This window comes from Actinocorallia herbida (genome assembly GCF_003751225.1).
Lineage (GTDB): Bacteria > Actinomycetota > Actinomycetes > Streptosporangiales > Streptosporangiaceae > Actinocorallia > Actinocorallia herbida.
In genome coordinates this window covers 3,468,592-3,485,550 of record NZ_RJKE01000001.1, presented here as the reverse complement: position 1 = coordinate 3,485,550, position 16,959 = coordinate 3,468,592, and the positions used below count along the sequence as shown (strand labels likewise).

At 72.2% G+C, this 16,959-nt stretch carries 14 protein-coding genes; 4 read left to right on the top strand and 10 right to left on the bottom strand.

All coding sequences use genetic code 11. The features are described 5' to 3' along the window. Window positions 1-19 precede the first annotated feature (19 nt). The gene (locus EDD29_RS16230; protein WP_123670515.1) at window positions 20-919 is read right to left on the bottom strand and encodes an RNA polymerase sigma-70 factor; all 900 of its coding nucleotides are present in this window, start codon (window positions 917-919) and stop codon (window positions 20-22) included. Between the two features lie 220 nt (window positions 920-1,139). On the opposite strand from EDD29_RS16230, the gene EDD29_RS16225 reads away from it, so the two are divergent. Beyond that, window positions 1,140-3,185 carry an NAD(+) synthase gene (locus EDD29_RS16225; RefSeq protein ID WP_123665212.1) on the top strand — a complete coding sequence of 682 codons (2,046 nt, stop codon included), beginning with the start codon at window positions 1,140-1,142 and terminating at the stop codon, window positions 3,183-3,185. A 63-nt stretch (window positions 3,186-3,248) separates the two neighbouring features. Here the strand turns inward: EDD29_RS16225 and EDD29_RS16220 are convergent, their stop codons facing one another. After that, window positions 3,249-4,013, bottom strand: coding sequence for a neutral zinc metallopeptidase (locus tag EDD29_RS16220; RefSeq protein ID WP_170201431.1), 765 nt, complete (start codon window positions 4,011-4,013; stop codon window positions 3,249-3,251). A 283-nt stretch (window positions 4,014-4,296) separates the two neighbouring features. Here EDD29_RS16220 and EDD29_RS45470 point away from each other — a divergent pair, with 283 nt between their 5' ends. Together EDD29_RS45470 and EDD29_RS47705 are read left to right on the top strand one after the other, a co-directional pair. Further along, complete coding sequence (locus tag EDD29_RS45470) at window positions 4,297-4,761, top strand: hypothetical protein (protein ID WP_170201430.1); 465 nt, start codon at window positions 4,297-4,299, stop codon at window positions 4,759-4,761. Next, window positions 4,758-7,295, top strand: coding sequence for a M48 family metalloprotease (locus EDD29_RS47705; protein ID WP_170201429.1), 2,538 nt, complete (start codon window positions 4,758-4,760; stop codon window positions 7,293-7,295). Before EDD29_RS45470 ends, EDD29_RS47705 begins: the two co-directional genes overlap by 4 nt. 67 nt (window positions 7,296-7,362) lie before the next feature. Here the strand turns inward: EDD29_RS47705 and EDD29_RS16210 are convergent, their stop codons facing one another. Next, complete coding sequence (locus tag EDD29_RS16210; RefSeq protein WP_211359747.1) at window positions 7,363-7,944, bottom strand: TetR family transcriptional regulator; 582 nt, start codon at window positions 7,942-7,944, stop codon at window positions 7,363-7,365. 123 nt (window positions 7,945-8,067) lie between these two features. Here EDD29_RS16210 and EDD29_RS16205 point away from each other — a divergent pair, with 123 nt between their 5' ends. Further along, on the top strand, window positions 8,068-8,811 hold the full coding sequence (locus EDD29_RS16205; RefSeq protein ID WP_123665208.1) for an SDR family NAD(P)-dependent oxidoreductase: 744 nt from the start codon (window positions 8,068-8,070) through the stop codon (window positions 8,809-8,811). Between the two features lie 76 nt (window positions 8,812-8,887). Here EDD29_RS16205 and EDD29_RS16200 read toward each other — a convergent pair whose 3' ends face one another. The 7 genes from EDD29_RS16200 to pdxR all read right to left on the bottom strand — a co-directional run bounded on the left by EDD29_RS16200 (window position 8,888) and on the right by pdxR (window position 16,926). Then, window positions 8,888-9,151 (bottom strand): hypothetical protein, encoded by a 264-nt coding sequence (locus EDD29_RS16200; RefSeq protein ID WP_123665207.1) that lies wholly within the window; start codon window positions 9,149-9,151, stop codon window positions 8,888-8,890. A 149-nt stretch (window positions 9,152-9,300) separates the two neighbouring features. Beyond that, window positions 9,301-9,924, bottom strand: coding sequence for a TetR/AcrR family transcriptional regulator (locus EDD29_RS16195; RefSeq protein ID WP_123665206.1), 624 nt, complete (start codon window positions 9,922-9,924; stop codon window positions 9,301-9,303). Window positions 9,925-9,928: 4 nt separating this feature from the next. After that, window positions 9,929-11,059, bottom strand: a complete 1,131-nt coding sequence (locus tag EDD29_RS16190) for a hypothetical protein (protein WP_123665205.1) — start codon at window positions 11,057-11,059, stop codon at window positions 9,929-9,931. 8 nt (window positions 11,060-11,067) lie between these two features. Further along, window positions 11,068-12,561 (bottom strand): FAD-dependent oxidoreductase, encoded by a 1,494-nt coding sequence (locus EDD29_RS16185; RefSeq protein ID WP_123665204.1) that lies wholly within the window; start codon window positions 12,559-12,561, stop codon window positions 11,068-11,070. Window positions 12,562-12,726: 165 nt separating this feature from the next. After that, a complete protein-coding gene (locus EDD29_RS16180; protein ID WP_170201428.1) occupies window positions 12,727-14,709 on the bottom strand; it encodes an APC family permease in 1,983 nt (660 codons plus the stop codon). A gap of 184 nt (window positions 14,710-14,893) precedes the next feature. Beyond that, the gene (locus EDD29_RS16175) at window positions 14,894-15,361 is read right to left on the bottom strand and encodes a hemerythrin domain-containing protein (RefSeq protein ID WP_123665203.1); all 468 of its coding nucleotides are present in this window, start codon (window positions 15,359-15,361) and stop codon (window positions 14,894-14,896) included. Window positions 15,362-15,528: 167 nt separating this feature from the next. Further along, the gene (gene pdxR / locus EDD29_RS16170; RefSeq protein WP_123665202.1) at window positions 15,529-16,926 is read right to left on the bottom strand and encodes a MocR-like pyridoxine biosynthesis transcription factor PdxR; all 1,398 of its coding nucleotides are present in this window, start codon (window positions 16,924-16,926) and stop codon (window positions 15,529-15,531) included. Between the last annotated feature and the right edge of the window lie 33 nt (window positions 16,927-16,959).

Below are 16,959 nucleotides of genomic sequence, written 5' to 3'. Positions count from 1 at the left end.
GAGGCCGGGCCGGGCGGGGTCAGGACGCGGGCTGCGCGGCGGTGATCTTGGACGGGTTCATCATCCACAGCACCTGGTCGATGCCCCGGTCGGAGGCGGTGACGGTGAGGACCGCGAACATGTGTCCGCCGGACGACAGCAGCGCGGACGTCCTGCCGTTGACCTCGGCGAACTCGACCTCGACCCCGTCCCAGAAGCGGCTCGCGAACGCCCGGTGGTACCTGGCCACGCGCAGCGCGCCCACCACGGGGATCCGCGAGGCGCGGACGATGCCTCCGCCGTCGGAGTAACTGATCACGTCGGCGGCGAGGATCTTCTCCAGCGCCTCCAGGTCCCCCGCCCGGGCGGCGGCGACGAACGCGGTGAGCAGCCTGCGCTGCTCGGCCGAGGACGCCTCGGTGCGGCGGCCGTCGACCACGTGCTTGCGCGCCCGGCTGACGAGCTGGCGCACCGCCGGCTCGGTGAGCTGGATGATCTGGGCGATCTGCCCGTACGGGTAGTCGAAGGCCTCCCGCAGCACGTAGGCCGCCCGTTCCTTGGGCGAAAGCCGCTCCAGCAGGATCAGGACCGCGAACTCCAGCGCCTCGCCCCGCTCTGCGCCCAGATGCGGATCCGCGCTGGTGTCGACGGGCTCCGGCAGCCACGGGCCCACATAGGTCTCGCGGCGCACCCGCGCCGACTGGACGACATTGATCGACAGCCGGGTCGCCACGGTCGTCAGGAAGGCCTCGGGGTTCTCCACCACGGCGCGGTCGCAGGTCTGCCAGCGCACCCACACGTCCTGGACCAGGTCCTCGGCCTCGGCGGCACTGCCCAGCATCCGGTAGGCGATCCCGAACAGCCGCGGCCGCACCTCCCCGAAGACCTCCGCGGCGTACTCGAGGTCATCCGGTCCGCCGTTCGGTCCCACGTCCGCCATCTTCATCGCCCTCGTCTCGTCTGTTCCCTGCGTTGCCGCCCGGCTCGGCGACGGGTGGGTCGTCCGCCGTCCGGGCCGGTGCCTGACTGAGACAAGGCCGGGCCCCCGGTTCGTGACACTTTCTGGAAAGATCCTAAAAAACCCTTCACCCGCGGGCTGCGGCAGGGCCGCCCGTCCGGCCGGGCGGAGGCGGGGAGTCCGGGCTGGATACGGTGGTCCCGTGAACTTCTGGTCCATCTATCAGCACGGATTCGCCCGGGTCGCCGCCTGCACCGGCCATGCCGCCATCGCCGATCCGCCCGCCAACGCCGAGGCCGTGCTGCGGCAGGGCCGCCGCTGCGCGCAGGACGGGGTCGCGGTCGCCGTCTTCCCCGAACTCTGTCTGACCGGCTACTCGATCGAGGACCTCCTGCTCCAGGACGTGGTGCTCGACGAGGTCGAGGCGGCGTTGGCGACCGTGGTCGCCGGATCCGCGGACCTGATGACGGTCCTCGTCGTCGGCGCCCCGCTCCGGCACCGCCACCGGATCTACAACTGCGCGGTGATCGTGCACCGCGGGCGGATCCTCGGCGTCTCCCCCAAGACCTTCCTCCCGAACTACCGGGAGTTCTACGAGCAGCGGCAGCTCGCCTCGGGCGTCGACGAGCGGGGCGGCACCATCCGGGTCGGCGGCGTGGACGTGCCGTTCGGCACCGACCTCCTCTTCGCGGCCGAGGACGTCCCCGGCCTCGTCCTGCACGCGGAGATCTGCGAGGACATGTGGGTGCCGGTCCCGCCCAGCGCCGAGGCGGCCCTGGCGGGCGCGACGATCCTCGCCAACCTCTCCGGCAGCCCCATCACCGTCGGCAGGGCCGAGGACCGGCGGCTGCTGTGCCGCTCGGCGTCCTCCCGCTGCGTCGCCGCCTACGTCTACGCGGCGGCCGGGCTCGGCGAGTCGACCACCGACCTGGCCTGGGACGGCCAGACCATGATCTACGAGAACGGCGCCCTGCTCGCGGAGACCGACAGGTTCCCGCTCGAGGACAGGTACGCCCTCGCCGACGTCGACCTCGACCTGCTCCGCCAGGAGCGCATGCGGACGGGCACCTTCGACGACAACCGCCGCGCCCACGCCGCGCGCACCGACGGGTTCCGCCGCGTCGGGTTCCGGCTCGACCCCCCGACCGACGACCTGGGGCTGATGCGCCGGGTCGAGCGGTTCCCGTTCGTGCCCGCGGACCCCGCCCGGCTCGCCCAGGACTGCTATGAGGCCTACAACATCCAGGTCGCGGCGCTCCAGCAGCGGCTCGCCGCGATCGGGAACCCGAAGATCGTCATCGGGGTCTCCGGCGGGCTCGACTCCACGCACGCCCTGATCGTCGCCGCGCGGGCGATGGACCGCGCCGGCCGGCCGCGCACCGACATCCTCGGCTTCACCCTGCCCGGCTTCGCGACCGGCGAGCACACCAAGGACAACGCGCACAAACTGATGCGCTCGCTCGGCATCACCGCCGCCGAGCTCGACATCACGCCGACCGCGCGCCTCATGCTCCAGGAGATGGGCCACCCGTTCGCCGAGGGCGAGCCGGTGTACGACATCACCTTCGAGAACGTGCAGGCCGGGCTGCGCACGGACTACCTGTTCCGGCTCGCCAACCAGCGCGGCGGCATCGTGCTCGGCACGGGTGACCTCTCGGAGCTGGCGCTCGGCTGGTGCACCTACGGCGTCGGCGACCAGATGAGCCACTACAACGTCAACTCCGGGGTGCCGAAAACGCTGATCCAGCACCTGATCCGCTGGGTCGTCAGCAGCGGCCAGTTCGGCGACGACACCGCGCAGACCCTCACCGCGATCCTCGACACCGAGATCAGCCCCGAGCTGGTGCCGGGCGAGGAACTCCAGTCGACGGAGTCGAAGATCGGCCCGTACGCGCTGCACGACTTCACGCTGTTCCACGTGCTGCGCTTCGGCTTCCGGCCCTCGAAGATCGCCTTCCTGGCCTGGCACGCCTGGCACGACGCCGACACCGGCGCCTGGCCCCCCGGCTTCCCCGAAGCCAAGCGCGTCTCCTACGACCTCACCGAGATCCACCACTGGCTCGAGGTCTTCTGCCGCCGCTTCTTCGCCTTCGCCCAGTTCAAGCGCTCGGCCATGCCCAACGGGCCGAAGGTCTCCGCGGGCGGTTCGCTGTCCCCGCGCGGCGACTGGCGCGCCCCGTCCGACTCCACCGCCAAGGCCTGGCTCCGCGACCTCGACCGCTGGAACCTCGCGGACATCGCGCGCTAGACCGCCGGCCGCCTTCCCGCCCCGTCACGGGGCGGGAAGGCGGCCCGCCAGGTCGTCAGGTCGTCAGGACAGACAGGTCGAGGCGTCCTCGACTCCGCTGAAGAAGGCGGTGCTCCGCTGGTCGGCCGTGCCGTGGGCGTCGGAGGCGTACCAGGGCGTCCCCGGCGCGTCGGCCACCGCGGCGAGCCCTTCCATGAGCTCCTCCAGATCGCCCTCTTCGATGAGCACGAAGTCGGGGTTGCCGAGAACGGCGCCGGCCAGGCAGTCCGCCTGCAGTTCGTAGGCGATGCTCGAGGGATAGGGAAGGTCGAGCTGGTACTGCACGTTGTGGCCGACCTCATGCGCGATCACCATGTAGACGAACGCGTCGCCGATCGCGTCGTACTGCTCTGACATCCAGTTCTCGTCGTAGAAGATCGCCTCTTCCGACGGGCAGTGAAAGGCGTTGTTGAGCGCCATTTCCGTGCCGTCGCAGTACGCCGGGTCGCCCGGCCCGTAAGGCGAGATCGGAGGTTCCTCGAAGGTGAATCCGATGGTCGGGAAATAGTAGTCCCAGTACGCCGTGGCGGCGTCGATCGCCCCTTCCACATCGGTCTCGAAATCCTCAGAAGGGGTCTCGGCGGGGACGTCCTCGTCGTCGGCCGGGACGTCCACCGGTGCGGTGTCCTCCTCGACCGGGTCGACGTCCTCGCCGTCGGCGCCTCCGATTCCGGTGTCCTCGGTCTCCTCCGCCGGCTCGCTCGGCTCACTCGTCGGAAGGGCGGAGGAGAGCGGCACGGACGTCTCCGAGACGTCGGGTGCCGCACCGGTCGACGCGGTGTTCTCCACTCCGCCGCATCCGCCGATCGCCAAGGCGAGACACAGAAGGAGCGCGCAGAATGTTCTTCCCCTCATCCCGAACCCCCTGGGCAGTCGCGGACCCGATTATCCGCACCACCCCGACCCTCCGCGCACCCCCATCTGAGGGAAATCACCCGAGCTGTATGGAGAAGACTCTCCGGTCAGTCCGATTCGCAGATTCCGAGCCCGTGCCGGAAATTCGCCGTGAAACAGGGGCGCGGATTCCGGCGATGGGACCGGGAAAGAACCCGATCACTCCTGGAGGGCGATCATGGCCGAGGCCGCGGACAGGGACATGCGCTTGCGCCAGGTCGCGGGACGCGTCGTCGCGCGGGCGGCGCCGCGGGAGAGCCATCTCTTCGACCTGCGGGCCGACGAGTTCTTCTCCCGCGAGAAGGTGCGGCTCGTTCCGCGCCGGCGGCGCACCCCCACCGGATTCGGCACGCCCGAGGTCGTCGAGGTCCTCACCCCGATCATCCTGGCGATCCTCGTCGGGGTCGCCCAGGACCAGGTGAAGGACGGGATCAACCGGGGCCTCACCTCGGTCTTCGCCAGGATCCGCCGATGGTGGCTGCTGCGGCGCGCGGTCCCGGCGGACCCCGAAGACGACCTCGGCCGAGTGGACGTGCAGGGCCTTTCCGAGCTCTGCCGCACGCTCGCGCTGCACCACGGCACCACCGAGGAGCAGGCCGACGCGATCGCCGAGGCCGTCCGCGCCGAATTGACGCCTCCGTGACGCCGGGCCCGGGTCCGAACACGACGTCGCGGTTCGCGCTGCTCGCGGTGACCGCCACCGTGACGGCCTACTTCCTGCACGGGCTCACCCTGACGGCGCTCTCGGCGGCCTTCGACCTGCCGTGGGGCGATCTCTCCGGCGGCTGCGTCGACGGGGTCCGCCACGAGGGGGTCCCACCCGGCGAGTTCGCCGCGGACTTCCGGGTCTGCCTGTACCGGGCGGGAGTCCTGAACGTCCTCGTGCGGCTCGGGCTGGTCGTGGTGACCTTCGGAGTGGCCGCGGCGCTGTACCTCCGGCATTCCCGGGCGCGGTGGCCGCTGACCTCGCTGGACGCGGTCGCCGCCACCGACGGGCAGGCCGTCGAACACGTCAGGGACGTTCTCGCCGAGCACGGCGACGTCGAGGCGACCGTCCTGTTCCGCCTGAACCAGACCGGTGCGGAAGGGCGGACCTACGGCCTGCCCGGCTCCTACCGGGTGGAGCTCTCCGACGCTCTGCTGGAGGGCGAGCCGGGATCGCCGGAACGCGATCTGAAGCGCCTGCGAGGGGTGCTGCGGCACGAGCTCGCCCACCTGCGCAACCGCGACGTCGGGGTCACCCAGCTCACGATCGCGTTGCGCCGGTCCGTGCTCGGCACCGCGGCCCTGCCCGCGCTCCTCGCCTGGACGACGCGGCCGCAGAGCCCGGCGATCCTCCTCGCGGTCGCGCTCTCCGCGGCTCTGCTGTGGCTCGAATACGCCGCGGTCCTGCGCGCCCGTGAGTACCACGCCGACGCCGCCGTCCAGGACCCGGACTTCGTCCAGGTGCTCCGGGACATGGAGAAGGCGCGGCCGAAGACCCCGATCCAGGTCCTCTTCGACTTCCATCCGCCGTGGCGCGAGCGCGCGAAGCGGCGCGAGTCCCCGGGGCTCCTGCTGCGCCCCGCCGCCTTCGACGGGTTCGCGGCGGGGATGCTCGTCGGCTTCTCCTATCTGCCGTTCGCGCAGGCCACGGGCGTCATCGGTCCCCGCGACACGGCGCTGACCGCTTGGCTGGCCGGGCTGCCGTTCGCGGTGCTCCTCTCCGGCATCGCGGGCGTCTCCCTGGCCCGCGCGATGTGGGGCGCGCGCTTCCAAGGCATGGCCGAGCCCCGGTCGCACACGATGGCGGCGGCCCTCGCCTGCGGCGTCCTGGCCGGCCAGTCGTTCCCGCTCACGGACACACCGCTCACGGCCTGGTCCGATGTGCTCCGCCATCACCCCGTCGTGGGCCTGTGCTGGGCCGTGGTCCTGTTCCTACTGCTCTGGGCGTTCTGCTCGTGGCAGGTCCTCCTGACCGAGGCGTGGATCGGCGCGGGACTCGTCCGGTGGAGCGCGGGCACCGCCTACCTGATCCTCAGCGGCGGCGCGGTCCTCGGGGTCTGGATCGGGTTCTGGTTCCACGGCCTCCAGCAGCTGCGCGCGCTCGACGACCCGTGGGAAGGGCTGGGCGTCAACGGGCTGCTGCTGATCATCGACACCCGCTTCGTCCTCGTGGTCCTGGCGGCGGCGCTCCTCCCGCTCGCGCCCCCTGCCGTCGTCCGGCTGCTCGGCCGCCGCCCGGCCTTCGGCCCCGTCGCCGCGCCGCGCGCCTGGACGATCGGCGTCGCGGCGGTCCTCGGGATCGGCGTCCACCTGGTCGCGGGGAACCCGTTGCACCGGGATCTCCGGGAGGAGATGACCGCCCTCGCCCCGCAGGTCGGCTCCGGGGCCGTCGGGGACGGCGCGGCCGTCCTGCCCCTCCTGCCGGTGGCGATCCTCGCCGCGGCCGTGACCGCCGCCGTCGCGGTGGCCGCCGCGTTCTCGGCGCGTGGGCACTGGCTGGCCCGGCACCGCTTCCCCGCCGCGGTCCTCGGCGCGATGGCGGGCGCCGCGGTCGCGGGCCCCCTGATGTTCGTGCATCTCCTCGCGTCCTTCTGCGGCTGGTCCGGCGCCTACACCTGCCTCCGGGCGGCCGACCCGCCGCTCAAGTCGCTCGCCGGGCTCTCCCTGTGGACCCTGGCCTTCGCCCTGCCCGCCGCGCTGGCGGTGGTCGCGCTGCTCCAGGCGGTGACGGCCAGGGCACGTCCGCGGCGAAGGCCGCCTTCCCGTCCGTCGGGCCGGGTCGGTGCGGCGGCGAAGGCCGTGCCCGCCGCACTCGCGTGGACCCTTGCCGCGATCTCGGTCGCCGCCGCGGCGCTCGCCACCGGCGCGGAGCAGGCGGGCCCGCCCTCCCGGACTCCCCCTGTCGGCCTTGAGGAGGTGCTCGCGGGCATCCGGCCCGGCGCGACCTCCCTGGCACGAGCCTGCCGCGACGTCGAGGCGGAGATCAACTCGGGAGGGGTGCACACGACGGTCACCGGCAGCCTCGGCCTCGTCTACGCCGGCTACACCGTCCGGTACGCCTCCACCGACGACCCCGTCGCCTCAGCGCTCGCCCGAGCCTCGGTCGCGGCCTTGCGCGAAGGCGACGTCCCGGAGTCCGGGGCCGTCATCCTGTCGATGCAGCGCTACTGCGCCATCGCGACCGCCGGGTGACCGACGTGGCGCGACCGGTGTCCGGGAGGCGGCCAGGGCAGGCGTCCCGGTTCGGTCGAGGCCCCGGTCAGGGGCTGCGGAGCCAGGGGTCGGCGTCGAAGGCCTCGTCGAAGAGGGCGAGGGCGTCGGCGCCGGAGACGCCGGTCTCCAGGACCCGTTCGAGCCAGACGCGGAACGCGGCGACGGCGCGGGCGACGAGCAGCCGGGTCGTGAGGCTCGGAGGGCCCGTCTCACCCCTGCGGGCGGTGAGGCGACGGGTCAGCTCCTGCTCCTGCTCGGGGAAATGGCCGAACGCCGACAGGCGCAGGGTGCGCGAGGTGGCGGTGATCCGCCGGTAGAGATCGAGCTGGGCACGGTGCGTGAGGACATAGCGGGCGATCTCGGTGAGGGCGGCCCGGAGCGCCGCGGCGTCGGAGGTCCCGTCGGGCACCGCGCCGAGCGCGTCGGTCAGCCGCTCGGCCATCTCCTGCACCGGCACGCCCAGCAGGTCCTCCTTGGAGGCGAAGTACCGGTGGAACGTGCGGCGGCCGATGTCGGCGGAGGCGCAGATGTCGGCCACCGTGACCTCGTCGAAGCCGTGCTCGCCGAAGAGCCGGAACGCGGCCTCGACGGTGGCCGCCCGGCTGTCCGCGCGCTTGCGTTCGCGCAACCCGTCGATGGGGCGCCTCCCTGAGGTCGGAGCGGATCGGTGTCCCCCCGTTTGTATCCCATTCCGGCTCATGGCACAGTATGCCATCTGGCACACTGTGCCTCGAAACTGGAAGGAACCACCATGGGAAAGCTCGACGGCAAGGTCGCCATCATCACCGGCGCGGGCTCGGGGATGGGCAGGGCGTCCGCGCTGCTCTTCGCACGCGAGGGCGCCAAGGTCGTCTGCGCCGACGTGAGCGGCCATGAGGAGTCGGCCGCCGCGGAGATCGGCGAGAACGCCGTGGCCGTACGGTGCGACGTCGCCAGGACCGACGACGTCAAGCGCATGATCGACACCGCCGTGCGCCGCTTCGGCAAGCTCGACGTGGTGTTCAACAACGCGGGCTTCAGCGGCCCGCACCAGCCGCTCGACGAGACCGACGACGACTTCATGGACAGCCTCTACGCCGTCAACCTGAAGGGTGTCTTCCTCGGCATCAAGTACGCGATCCCGGCCCTGCGCGCCAACGGCGGCGGCTCGATCGTCAACACCGCCTCGGCCATGGGCATCGTCGGCCGCAAGGGCCTGGCCGCCTACGGGGCCGCCAAGGGCGGCGTCGTCGCGCTCACCATGGCCGCCGCCCTCGACTACGCCGAGGACAACATCCGCGTGAACGCGATCTGCCCCGGCATGGTCTTCACCGGCCTCGCCGGCGCGAACCCCGACAACCGGGCGGCCGCCCCCGAGGTCGCGCTGCCCTTCCCGATGAAGCGCTTCGGCACCCCGGACGAGATCGCCTCCGCGGCCCTCTTCCTCGCGGGTGACGACTCCTCCTTCGTCACCGGCGTCGCCCTCCCCGTCGATGGCGGCTACCTCGCCGAGTGACCCTGGCCCACCCGTCCGGCCTACGGGCTCTCCGGTGGCGCGCGGTGACCGGCGCGCCCCGGAAGGCCCGGCTCGGTCACGTCATGGCGTTCTCCCGCCAGGCGGTGGCGCCGGCGTGCGCGGCGGCCCGGGTCTTCGCCCACTGGGCCTTGGCCATCTCGGTCGGCGGCCGGTCCGTCTCGTGCAGCCACTGGCGGGTCGCGGCGAAGACGTGCGCTCCGGCCAGGGCCGCGCCGCCCATGCAGATCAGGGCGCCGATCCCGATGAGCGCGGAACCGGCGATGAGCGGGGCCTTATCGAACGTGGGCAGGTGCGCACTCGACTGGGTGCAGGAAGACATGGCATGTCCTTCGACGTCGCTTGGTGCTCGTGACGGCTTCCGTGATCCCGTCCGCGCAGGTCAGACGCCATGGCACGGCCGGTTCGTGATCTTCCTGCCCCGCCACGCCGACCCGAACCCCCGGGGACGGGGACCGGGAGGGGCCGCGTTCAGCCGGAGCCGGGGAGCGACGCCGAGGGGCGGGCGAGGGCGGGGGCGAGCCAGCGGGTGAGGAGAGCACGGAGCCGGGCCTCATCGGGAGCCGGATCGCTCGGGTTCTGCAGGAACGAGGTCAACAGGCGCATGATCATCTCGGCGAGGCCGCCCAGGTCGTCCTCGGTGAGGCCCGCGGCGGCCCAGTCGACGGGGAAGCGGTGCAGCATGCGGGCGCCGTAGGCGATGGCGTCGCCGGTGGTGGCGCCCCGGCCGAAGGCGCCGGAGTCGCCGAGCTGGAGGAGCAGGCTCAGGTGCGGCTCGGTCGGAATGGTGCGGACGCAGAAGACCATGCCCTCGACCACCGCCTCGGCCGGGTCGGTGACGCCCCGGAGATGGGCGACGAGCTGGTCCACGAACGACTCGGCGCCCTGCGCCGCCACCTCGCCGACGATGTCGCTGATCCTGGCGAAGTGGCGGTAGACCGTCTGGCGGGTGACGCCGAGTTCGTTCGCCACGTCGGACAGCGTCGTCTTCGTGACGCCGTGCCGGTCGATGCACCGGGCCGTCGCGTCGATGATGCGCTGTCTGGCCTCGGCGTTCGACGCGGGTGGCCGGCCTCCCCAGCCGTGGTGCCCCATGATCCTAGGATCGCACAGGCTCCGGAGCGGGCCGCCTCCTCGTCGCCGGGAGCGCGGCGAGCAGGAACGCGGTCGCGGCGACGGCGCACAGCGCGGCGTACCAGAGGCTCCCGACCGGTGTGCCCTGCTCGGTGACGCCGTCGGTCGCCGCGAAGTACGCGGGCAGCGCGACGAGCCACAGGACGACATGGACACCGAGATACGCGGCGGGATAGATCCGAACGAACACCGGGGACGCCGCGGGCGCCACGGCGCCCGCGCGCACGGCACGCCAGGCGTCCACGAGCAGATAGAGCCCGACGATCCAGACGACGGCGAGCTCGACGCTCAGGATCGTCCGCTGGATCCCGAGCCGGTCCTCACCCCGGAAGGCCCCGGTCGGCGCGCTCACGATCATCATCGCCAGCGGAGTCACGGCACCGGCCACGACCGTCCGCCAGCCGACGCCCCAGCCGGAGAGCGACCCGTGCCCGTCCCGCACGCCGACGAGCCGGACGACGAGGTACGTCATCGCGCCGAAGGAGACCGACGCGAACAGGAGCATGCTGTTCATCGGCACGGAGTCCAGCGCCGGCTGGTTGATCATCGCGTTGTCGGGGTTCCACGCCCACCACTTCAGCTGCGGGCCGAGGTGGTCGAAGATCTCGTAGAAGACCTGGCAGGCGAACGCCACGGTCACCGAGCCGATGAACGGCCCGCGCCGCGCGAAGACCCCGAGCGCCCGGACGAGTTCGTAGGCGAGCTGCGACAGAGCGGGATAGAACGCCACGATGTAGAGCGGCAGCCTGTCGTACATGAACTGCACGCTGAACACGTTGTGCGAGAAGATGAACCCGACGTGCTCCTCGAGCCCGAACCAGCCGGGAAAGTACAGCGGCGGCTCGATCACCGCCAGGTACACGACCGAGGCGAACCACAGCGAGAGGTTGACGGGGTCGCCGTCACGCCGCCAGCGCCGCCACGCGTGCACGAGGGCGAAGACCGCACCCCCGATGATGAGCAGTTCGAGCACCGGCATGGTGCCGTTCTCCAGCCCGAGCGGGTTCCGGAAGTCCACCACGGGGTTCGCGTCGTGGCAGGAGAAGCCGAGTCCCTCGGCGACGCGCTCGGCCACCGCGTCACAGGTGTGGTCCATGGTGCTCCTCAGGCTTCGACGAGGTCGGTGCCCGTGCGGGCGGGGCCGGTGTATCCGGTGAAGTCGGTGCCGGGCGGGTCCCCCTGATCGTCGAAGCCGCCGGGGACGACCGTGCGGCCGAGCCGCTGCCGCACCTTGTAGCGGACGATCCCGAACCAGAACCGGGGATCGGTCGCCATCTCTCGAAGAGATTTGTCCAGGTTGAAGACGTGCGCGAAGGTCTGCTCGACGTAGGCGTCCTCCCGGCTCGCGGCGTTGATGGCGTTGAAGATCGGCCAGCTGAACCGCGCGGCGAGCTTCCGGCGCCAGGGGGCGGTGACCTCGGTCCCCGTCGCGAAGTCGTAGGCCTGGTCGCGGGCCATCGCGAGCATCCACGGGACGTCGAGCGACTTCTTCTGCTCCGCCAGGAACGCGCGGAAGAAGGCGATGTCGAAGGCGTCACGGGTCCGGAGCATCTCGCCGAGGATCAGGGCGGAGCGCGCGGCCGAGCTCATCCCCTGGGCGTAGAACGGGTTGAACGCGCAGATCGCGTCACCGACGCAGACCAGCCCGACCGGGGGCGCGTCGAGCAGGTCGAAGCGGCGCCACTTGTTGCCCGTCGAGCGGGTCAGGTGCACCTCGGACGTCGGCGTGCAGGCGCGGGTCGCCGCGCCGAAGGTCGCCGCCCGCACCCGGTCGGCCGCGGCCTCGAACGCGTCGGGCTTGCGCGGCATCTCGATGCCCCACGAGCCCATGCACACGATGGCGCGGCCGCCCTCGATCGGGAAGAAGTTGCTGAGGAACTCGTGCTCGTCGGGGTGCTCGCCGGTGTCCTGGGTCGGGGTGACGACCAGGTGCTTCCACCACCACGACGCCGGGGGCTCCTCCGGCAGGTCGTACCAGCGCGAGGTGTAGGTGACCTTGGCGTCGAGGGTCTTCTCCGGCGGCGCGGACCAGCCCGCCGCGGCGAGCCAGTCGATCACCGACGAGCCCCGGCCCAGCGCGTCGACGACGAGGTCGGCCGCCAGGTGCCGCACCCCCTCCTCGGTCTGGAACTCGACCCCCTCGACCCGCCCGTCCGCGGTCCCGCCCCCGCTCGACCGGAGCCCCGTGACCGTCACGCCCTCCCGGATCTCGATCGTCGGAAGCTCCCTGACCTTCTCCCGCAGCACCCGTTCGATGAGCACCCGGGAGCTGTACACCATCGTCATCGATCCGGACTTGCGCGGCGCCCAGCCGTCGTTCTCGCAGTACGCCGCGTCCATCGACGGCATCAGATGCATCCCGCCGGCACCGATCAGCGCCTCCTCGAAGCCCGGAAAGATCTCCCCGATCGCCCTGCGCCCCGAGTTGAGCAGAAAGTGCGGATGCTTGCTCTGCGGCACCCCCCGCCGATGCTCCGCGTCCTCCGGCAGCCGATCCCGCTCCAGCACCACGACCTGATCGAAGTGTCGCGCCAGCACCCCGGCGGCGCACAGTCCCGCCACACTCCCACCGAGCACCACAGCAGTCCGTCCGCGCATCCGACGCTCCATTCATACAGATTATGAGTGAATGTATGACGATGGCATGCAAGGGTCAACAGGTTCACGGTGCCGGAAATCAGCACAGCCGGAGCCGGCCGAACCGGCCTGACCGCTCGCCTCCGGAGACCGCCGTGCCGCGGACCGGCGGGCGATGGACGGGGGTCAGGCGCCCACGTGAATGCCGGGGCGGCGGGCGGGGTCGGGTTCCTGTTCGCGGATGATCTCGCGGGTGACGGGGGCGGTGTCGCCGCGGCCCAGGAGGAAGTAGCGGACCATGTGGACGAGGGGGCTGCCTTCGGCCCAGGCGAAGTAGCAGTGGGGGCGGACGCCGGTGGTGTCGCGGAGGGCGAGGAGGATCGCGGCGATGGCGTTGGGGGCGGCGGACGCGTCGGCGCGGAGGATCCGGTAGCCGTCGACCTCCACGCCGCGGACGACGAGGACGCCGCCGAAGTCCGACGGGTCGATGATGTCGATCTCGAGGAACAGGATGTCGGCGGTGCCGGGCACGGGGTTGTCGCCGCGCTGCTCGTGCTCCTTCTCCGCGTACTCGGCGGCGTCGCCGGTCTGGCGGCGGTTCGCGACGAGGTTGATGCGGCCGTCGTAGGCGAGGGTGTCGGTGAGGAACCGGCGGGCGGCAGGGTCGAACTCGATCCGGTCGGCGCGCAGCTCGGTGGTGCGCGCGACCCGGGAGACGAGCGAGACCGCGATGATCCCGGCGATGAACATGCCGGAGATCGCCAGGCCGTCGGGCTTGTCGACGACGTTGTGGACGAGCGCGTACAGCAGGACCGCGGTGAGCACAGAGAAGCCCGCGCCCACGAGGGGCTGCCTGCGCATCAGGGCCGAGACGGTGACGGCGAACGCCCCGGACACCATCATGGCGAGGATCCCCGTCGCGTACGCGCCCGCCTGGGCGTCGACGTCCGCGCCGAACGCGATCGTGAGGACCACGCTGATCAGCGTGTAGACGAGCACGACCGGACGTACCGCGCGGCCCCACTCCGGCGCCATGCCGTAGCCGGGCAGGTAGCGCGGCACGATGTTGACCAGCCCCGCCATCGCCGACGCTCCCGCGAACCAGAGGATCAGCACGGTGCTGAGGTCGTAGACGCTGCCGAAGGCGTCCCCCAGCCTCTCGTGCGCGAGCCACGCCAGGGCGCGCCCGTTCGCCGGGCCACCCGGACCGAAGGCGTCGGCGGGGATGAGGACCGTGGTGACGAGGCTCGCGGCGAGCAGGAACACGCTCATGAGGGCCGCCGCGCCGGTGAGGAGCCTGCGGGTGTTGGCGATCCGCGATTCGAGCCGCTGCCGGTCGTCGTCGCCCTCGGCCGCGATGAGCGGCATCATGCTGACGCCGGTCTCGAACCCCGACAGGCCCAGCACCAGCAGCGGGAAGGCGAGGAGCGCGGGCACGAGGTAGTCGCCGATGCCACCGCGCTGCTCGCCCAGCGCGCCCAGCGCGTCGGTCCACGCGGTCCAGGCCCCGGGGGTGCCGGCGAGCTCCGCCAGCCCGACGGCGATGACCACGGCGTTGAGCAGCAGGAACACCGCGACCAGGGGGATCGCGACGCTCACCGCCTCCTTGAACCCGAGGAGGAACACCCCGCCCAGAACGAGCAGCAGCACGACCGTCAGCGCGACCGCGTGGCCGTGCAGGAACTCCGGCGCGCGGGGGTTCTCCAGGACGTGCAGGGTGGCGTCGGCGGCCGACAGCGTGATCGTGATGATCCACGACGTGGCGACGAAGCCCAGCAGGACGAGCACGAAGATCTTTCCGCGCCAGAACGGCAGCAGCTCCTCCAGCATCGCCACCGAGCCCGCGCCGTGCGGGCTCTCCCGGGCGACCCGCCGGTACATCGGCAGCATCCCCAGCAGCGTCAGCGCGACGATGAGCAGGGTCGCGAGCGGCGACAGCGCCCCGGCCGCCGACACCGCGATCGCGGGCACATAGGCGAGGCTGGAGAAGTAGTCGACCCCCGTCAGGCACATCACCTTCCACCACGGGTGCTGGTCGGCCTGCTCCGCCGCCGCGGGCCCCACCGGCTGCACCCGGTGCGCGAGCAGCCACCGCGCCAGCGGCCGCTCCGGTTCCCCGTGCGGCCCTGGCGCGGCCACGACGGCGGGAACCGCATACTCCTCGGTCACCGTGACACCTCTCCGTCCCGCGCCGAGCGCACGACACACCGGCTCACCGTAGACACCCGGATGAACCGCCGCAATCATCGATTCCCACACAACAGCGACGGCACCGACCCGGCGAGCATCACGGCGACGGCCGGCGTCCCGCCCCGTCGGATCGCGGGCGGCCCGACGGGACGGGACACCGGGTTCAGAGCGGGCCGAGGAGGTCGTGCGGGTCGGCGTCGAGCTCCAGGGAGGCCAGCACGCCGAGGAGCTGCCGTTCCTCATAGCGGAAATGGGATTCCATGATCGCGGCGAGTCCCTCCAGGTGTCCCGACAGCTCGCCCGGCGGCGCCGCCGAGGAGATCGCGCGGTCGAACTGGCCGAGCAGCGTCGCGATCATCGCGTGGTCCTGCTTCAGCTTGGCGATCACCGGGCGGAGCGACGGATGGCGCTCGGCCAGCTCGGGGAAGAGCCCGACGTCCTCGCGCACATGGTGGCCGTCGAGGGCCGCACAGAATCCCTTGCAGTACAGCAGGAGGTCGGCACGCGCCGACGCGGTGTCCCCGGCTTCCAGGGATTCGCGCGTCACACGCAGTGCCTCCCGCAGCCGCTGATGCGCGGTCTGCAGTTCACGGTTCCAGGCCAGAAGCCTGTTCTTGTCGCCCTCACCCACGGGTGGGGAACGGGGAAAGGGTCATGATGACCGCCTTCCGGATCCGGCGCCTCCATGCCTGACGCGGTCCGCCACCGGCACGCGACGCTTCCCGCACTCTAGCGGAAGGCCGTCCTTCCCCTCCACCGGATCGCGGCCACCCGGATGAGCCGCCGGACGGATCGGCGTCAGCCGGGCCGGATAGGGGAGAGGGCGGAGGTGAGGGCCGCGGTGGCGGATTCGACGTCGGGGAGGGCGCCGAAGCCCAGGACCAGCCCGGGTGGGGCGGCTCGGGCGAACATCGACAGGGGGTAGATGGAGACGCCGTGTCGGGCCGCGGCGGACGCGGCCGCGGTGTCGTCGGTGCCAGGCGGGAGCCAGGCGCCCAGGTGGAGGCCCGCGGCGGAGGGGACGGGGACGAGGTGGGGTGGGAGGGCGGCCAGGAGACGGGTGCGGCGGTCGGCGTAGACGCGGTGCATTCTCCGGATGTGCCGGGCGAAGGAGCCTTCGGTGAGGAAAGCGGCGAGTGCCTTCTGTTCGGGCAGGGGGGTGTGCCAGTCCGCGGCGTACTTGGCGGCCCGGAGCGCGGTGCGCAGGCCGGACGGGGCGAGGAGGAAGCCGAGCCGGAGGGTCGGCAGCATCGTCTTGGAGAACGAGCCGACGTAGAGGACGCGGCCCGTGGTGTCGAGGGTGTGCAGGGGCTCCAGGGGGCGCCCCGCGAAGCGGAACTCGCTGTCGTAGTCGTCCTCGACGACGCAGGCGTCGTGCCGGTCGGCCCAGTCCAGGACCGCCGCCCGCCGCGCCGGGGCCATCGGCATGCCGAGCGGGAACTGGTGCGACGGGGTGAGGTAGACCAGCCGGGCGTCGCCGGGCAGCGCGTCGACGACCAGGCCGGCCGCGTCGACCGGGACGCCGACCACCCGCATGCCCGCCGCGACGAGCGCGTGCCGGACGGGCGGGTACCCCGGTTCCTCGACCGCGACCGTCGCGCCCTGCGGCAGCAGCACCCGGGCGATGAGGCCGATCGCCTGCTGGGCGCCCGCGGTGACGATGAGGTCGTCCGGGTCGGCCCGCACCGACCGGGAGGCCGCCAGCCGTGCCGCGATCGCCGCGCGCAGGCCCGGGTGCCCGGCCGGATCGCCGTACATGCCGCTGCCGACGGCCCCCGCACGCAGCTCGGCCGTCAGCAGCCGCCGCCACGTCGCCCAGGGGAACAGCGCGACGTCCGGATGGCCGGGCCGGAAGTCGTGGCGCAGCCCTTCGGCGAGCGCGACGGGCGCCCGCCGCCCCTCCCACACCGGGAGCGGGCGCAGCGCTCCAGCGGCGCGGGCCGGCGCGTGTCCGCCGAACCCTTCGGCGACGAACGTGCCGGAGCCGACGCGTGTGCGCAGGAACCCCTCGGCGGCCAGCCGCTCGTAGGCGGCGGCGACGGTGCCCCGGGCCACCCCGAGGTCGGCGGCGAGCCCGCGGGTCGCGGGCAACGCGGTGCCCGGCGGCAGCCGCCCGGCCAGGACGGCGTCCCTGATCTGGCGGTAGAGCCGGCCCGCGAGGTCGTCCCGCCCGTCCAACGCGAGGTGTACTTCCACTCGGCCAGCCTAAATCGGCCCATTGTGTTTCGC

Bases quoted from the DNA above. Each gene is read 5' to 3' on its own strand.
- EDD29_RS16200 (WP_123665207.1), bottom strand. From the start codon at position 9,151: ATGTCTTCCTGCACCCAGTCGAGTGCGCACCTGCCCACGTTCGATAAG.
- EDD29_RS45470 (WP_170201430.1), top strand. From the start codon at position 4,297: ATGGCCGAGGCCGCGGACAGGGACATGCGCTTGCGCCAGGTCGCGGGA.
- EDD29_RS16205 (WP_123665208.1), top strand. From the start codon at position 8,068: ATGGGAAAGCTCGACGGCAAGGTCGCCATCATCACCGGCGCGGGCTCG.
- EDD29_RS16190 (WP_123665205.1), bottom strand. From the start codon at position 11,059: ATGGACCACACCTGTGACGCGGTGGCCGAGCGCGTCGCCGAGGGACTC.
- EDD29_RS16185 (WP_123665204.1), bottom strand. From the start codon at position 12,561: ATGCGCGGACGGACTGCTGTGGTGCTCGGTGGGAGTGTGGCGGGACTG.
- EDD29_RS16195 (WP_123665206.1), bottom strand. From the start codon at position 9,924: ATGGGGCACCACGGCTGGGGAGGCCGGCCACCCGCGTCGAACGCCGAG.
- EDD29_RS16230 (WP_123670515.1), bottom strand. From the start codon at position 919: ATGGCGGACGTGGGACCGAACGGCGGACCGGATGACCTCGAGTACGCC.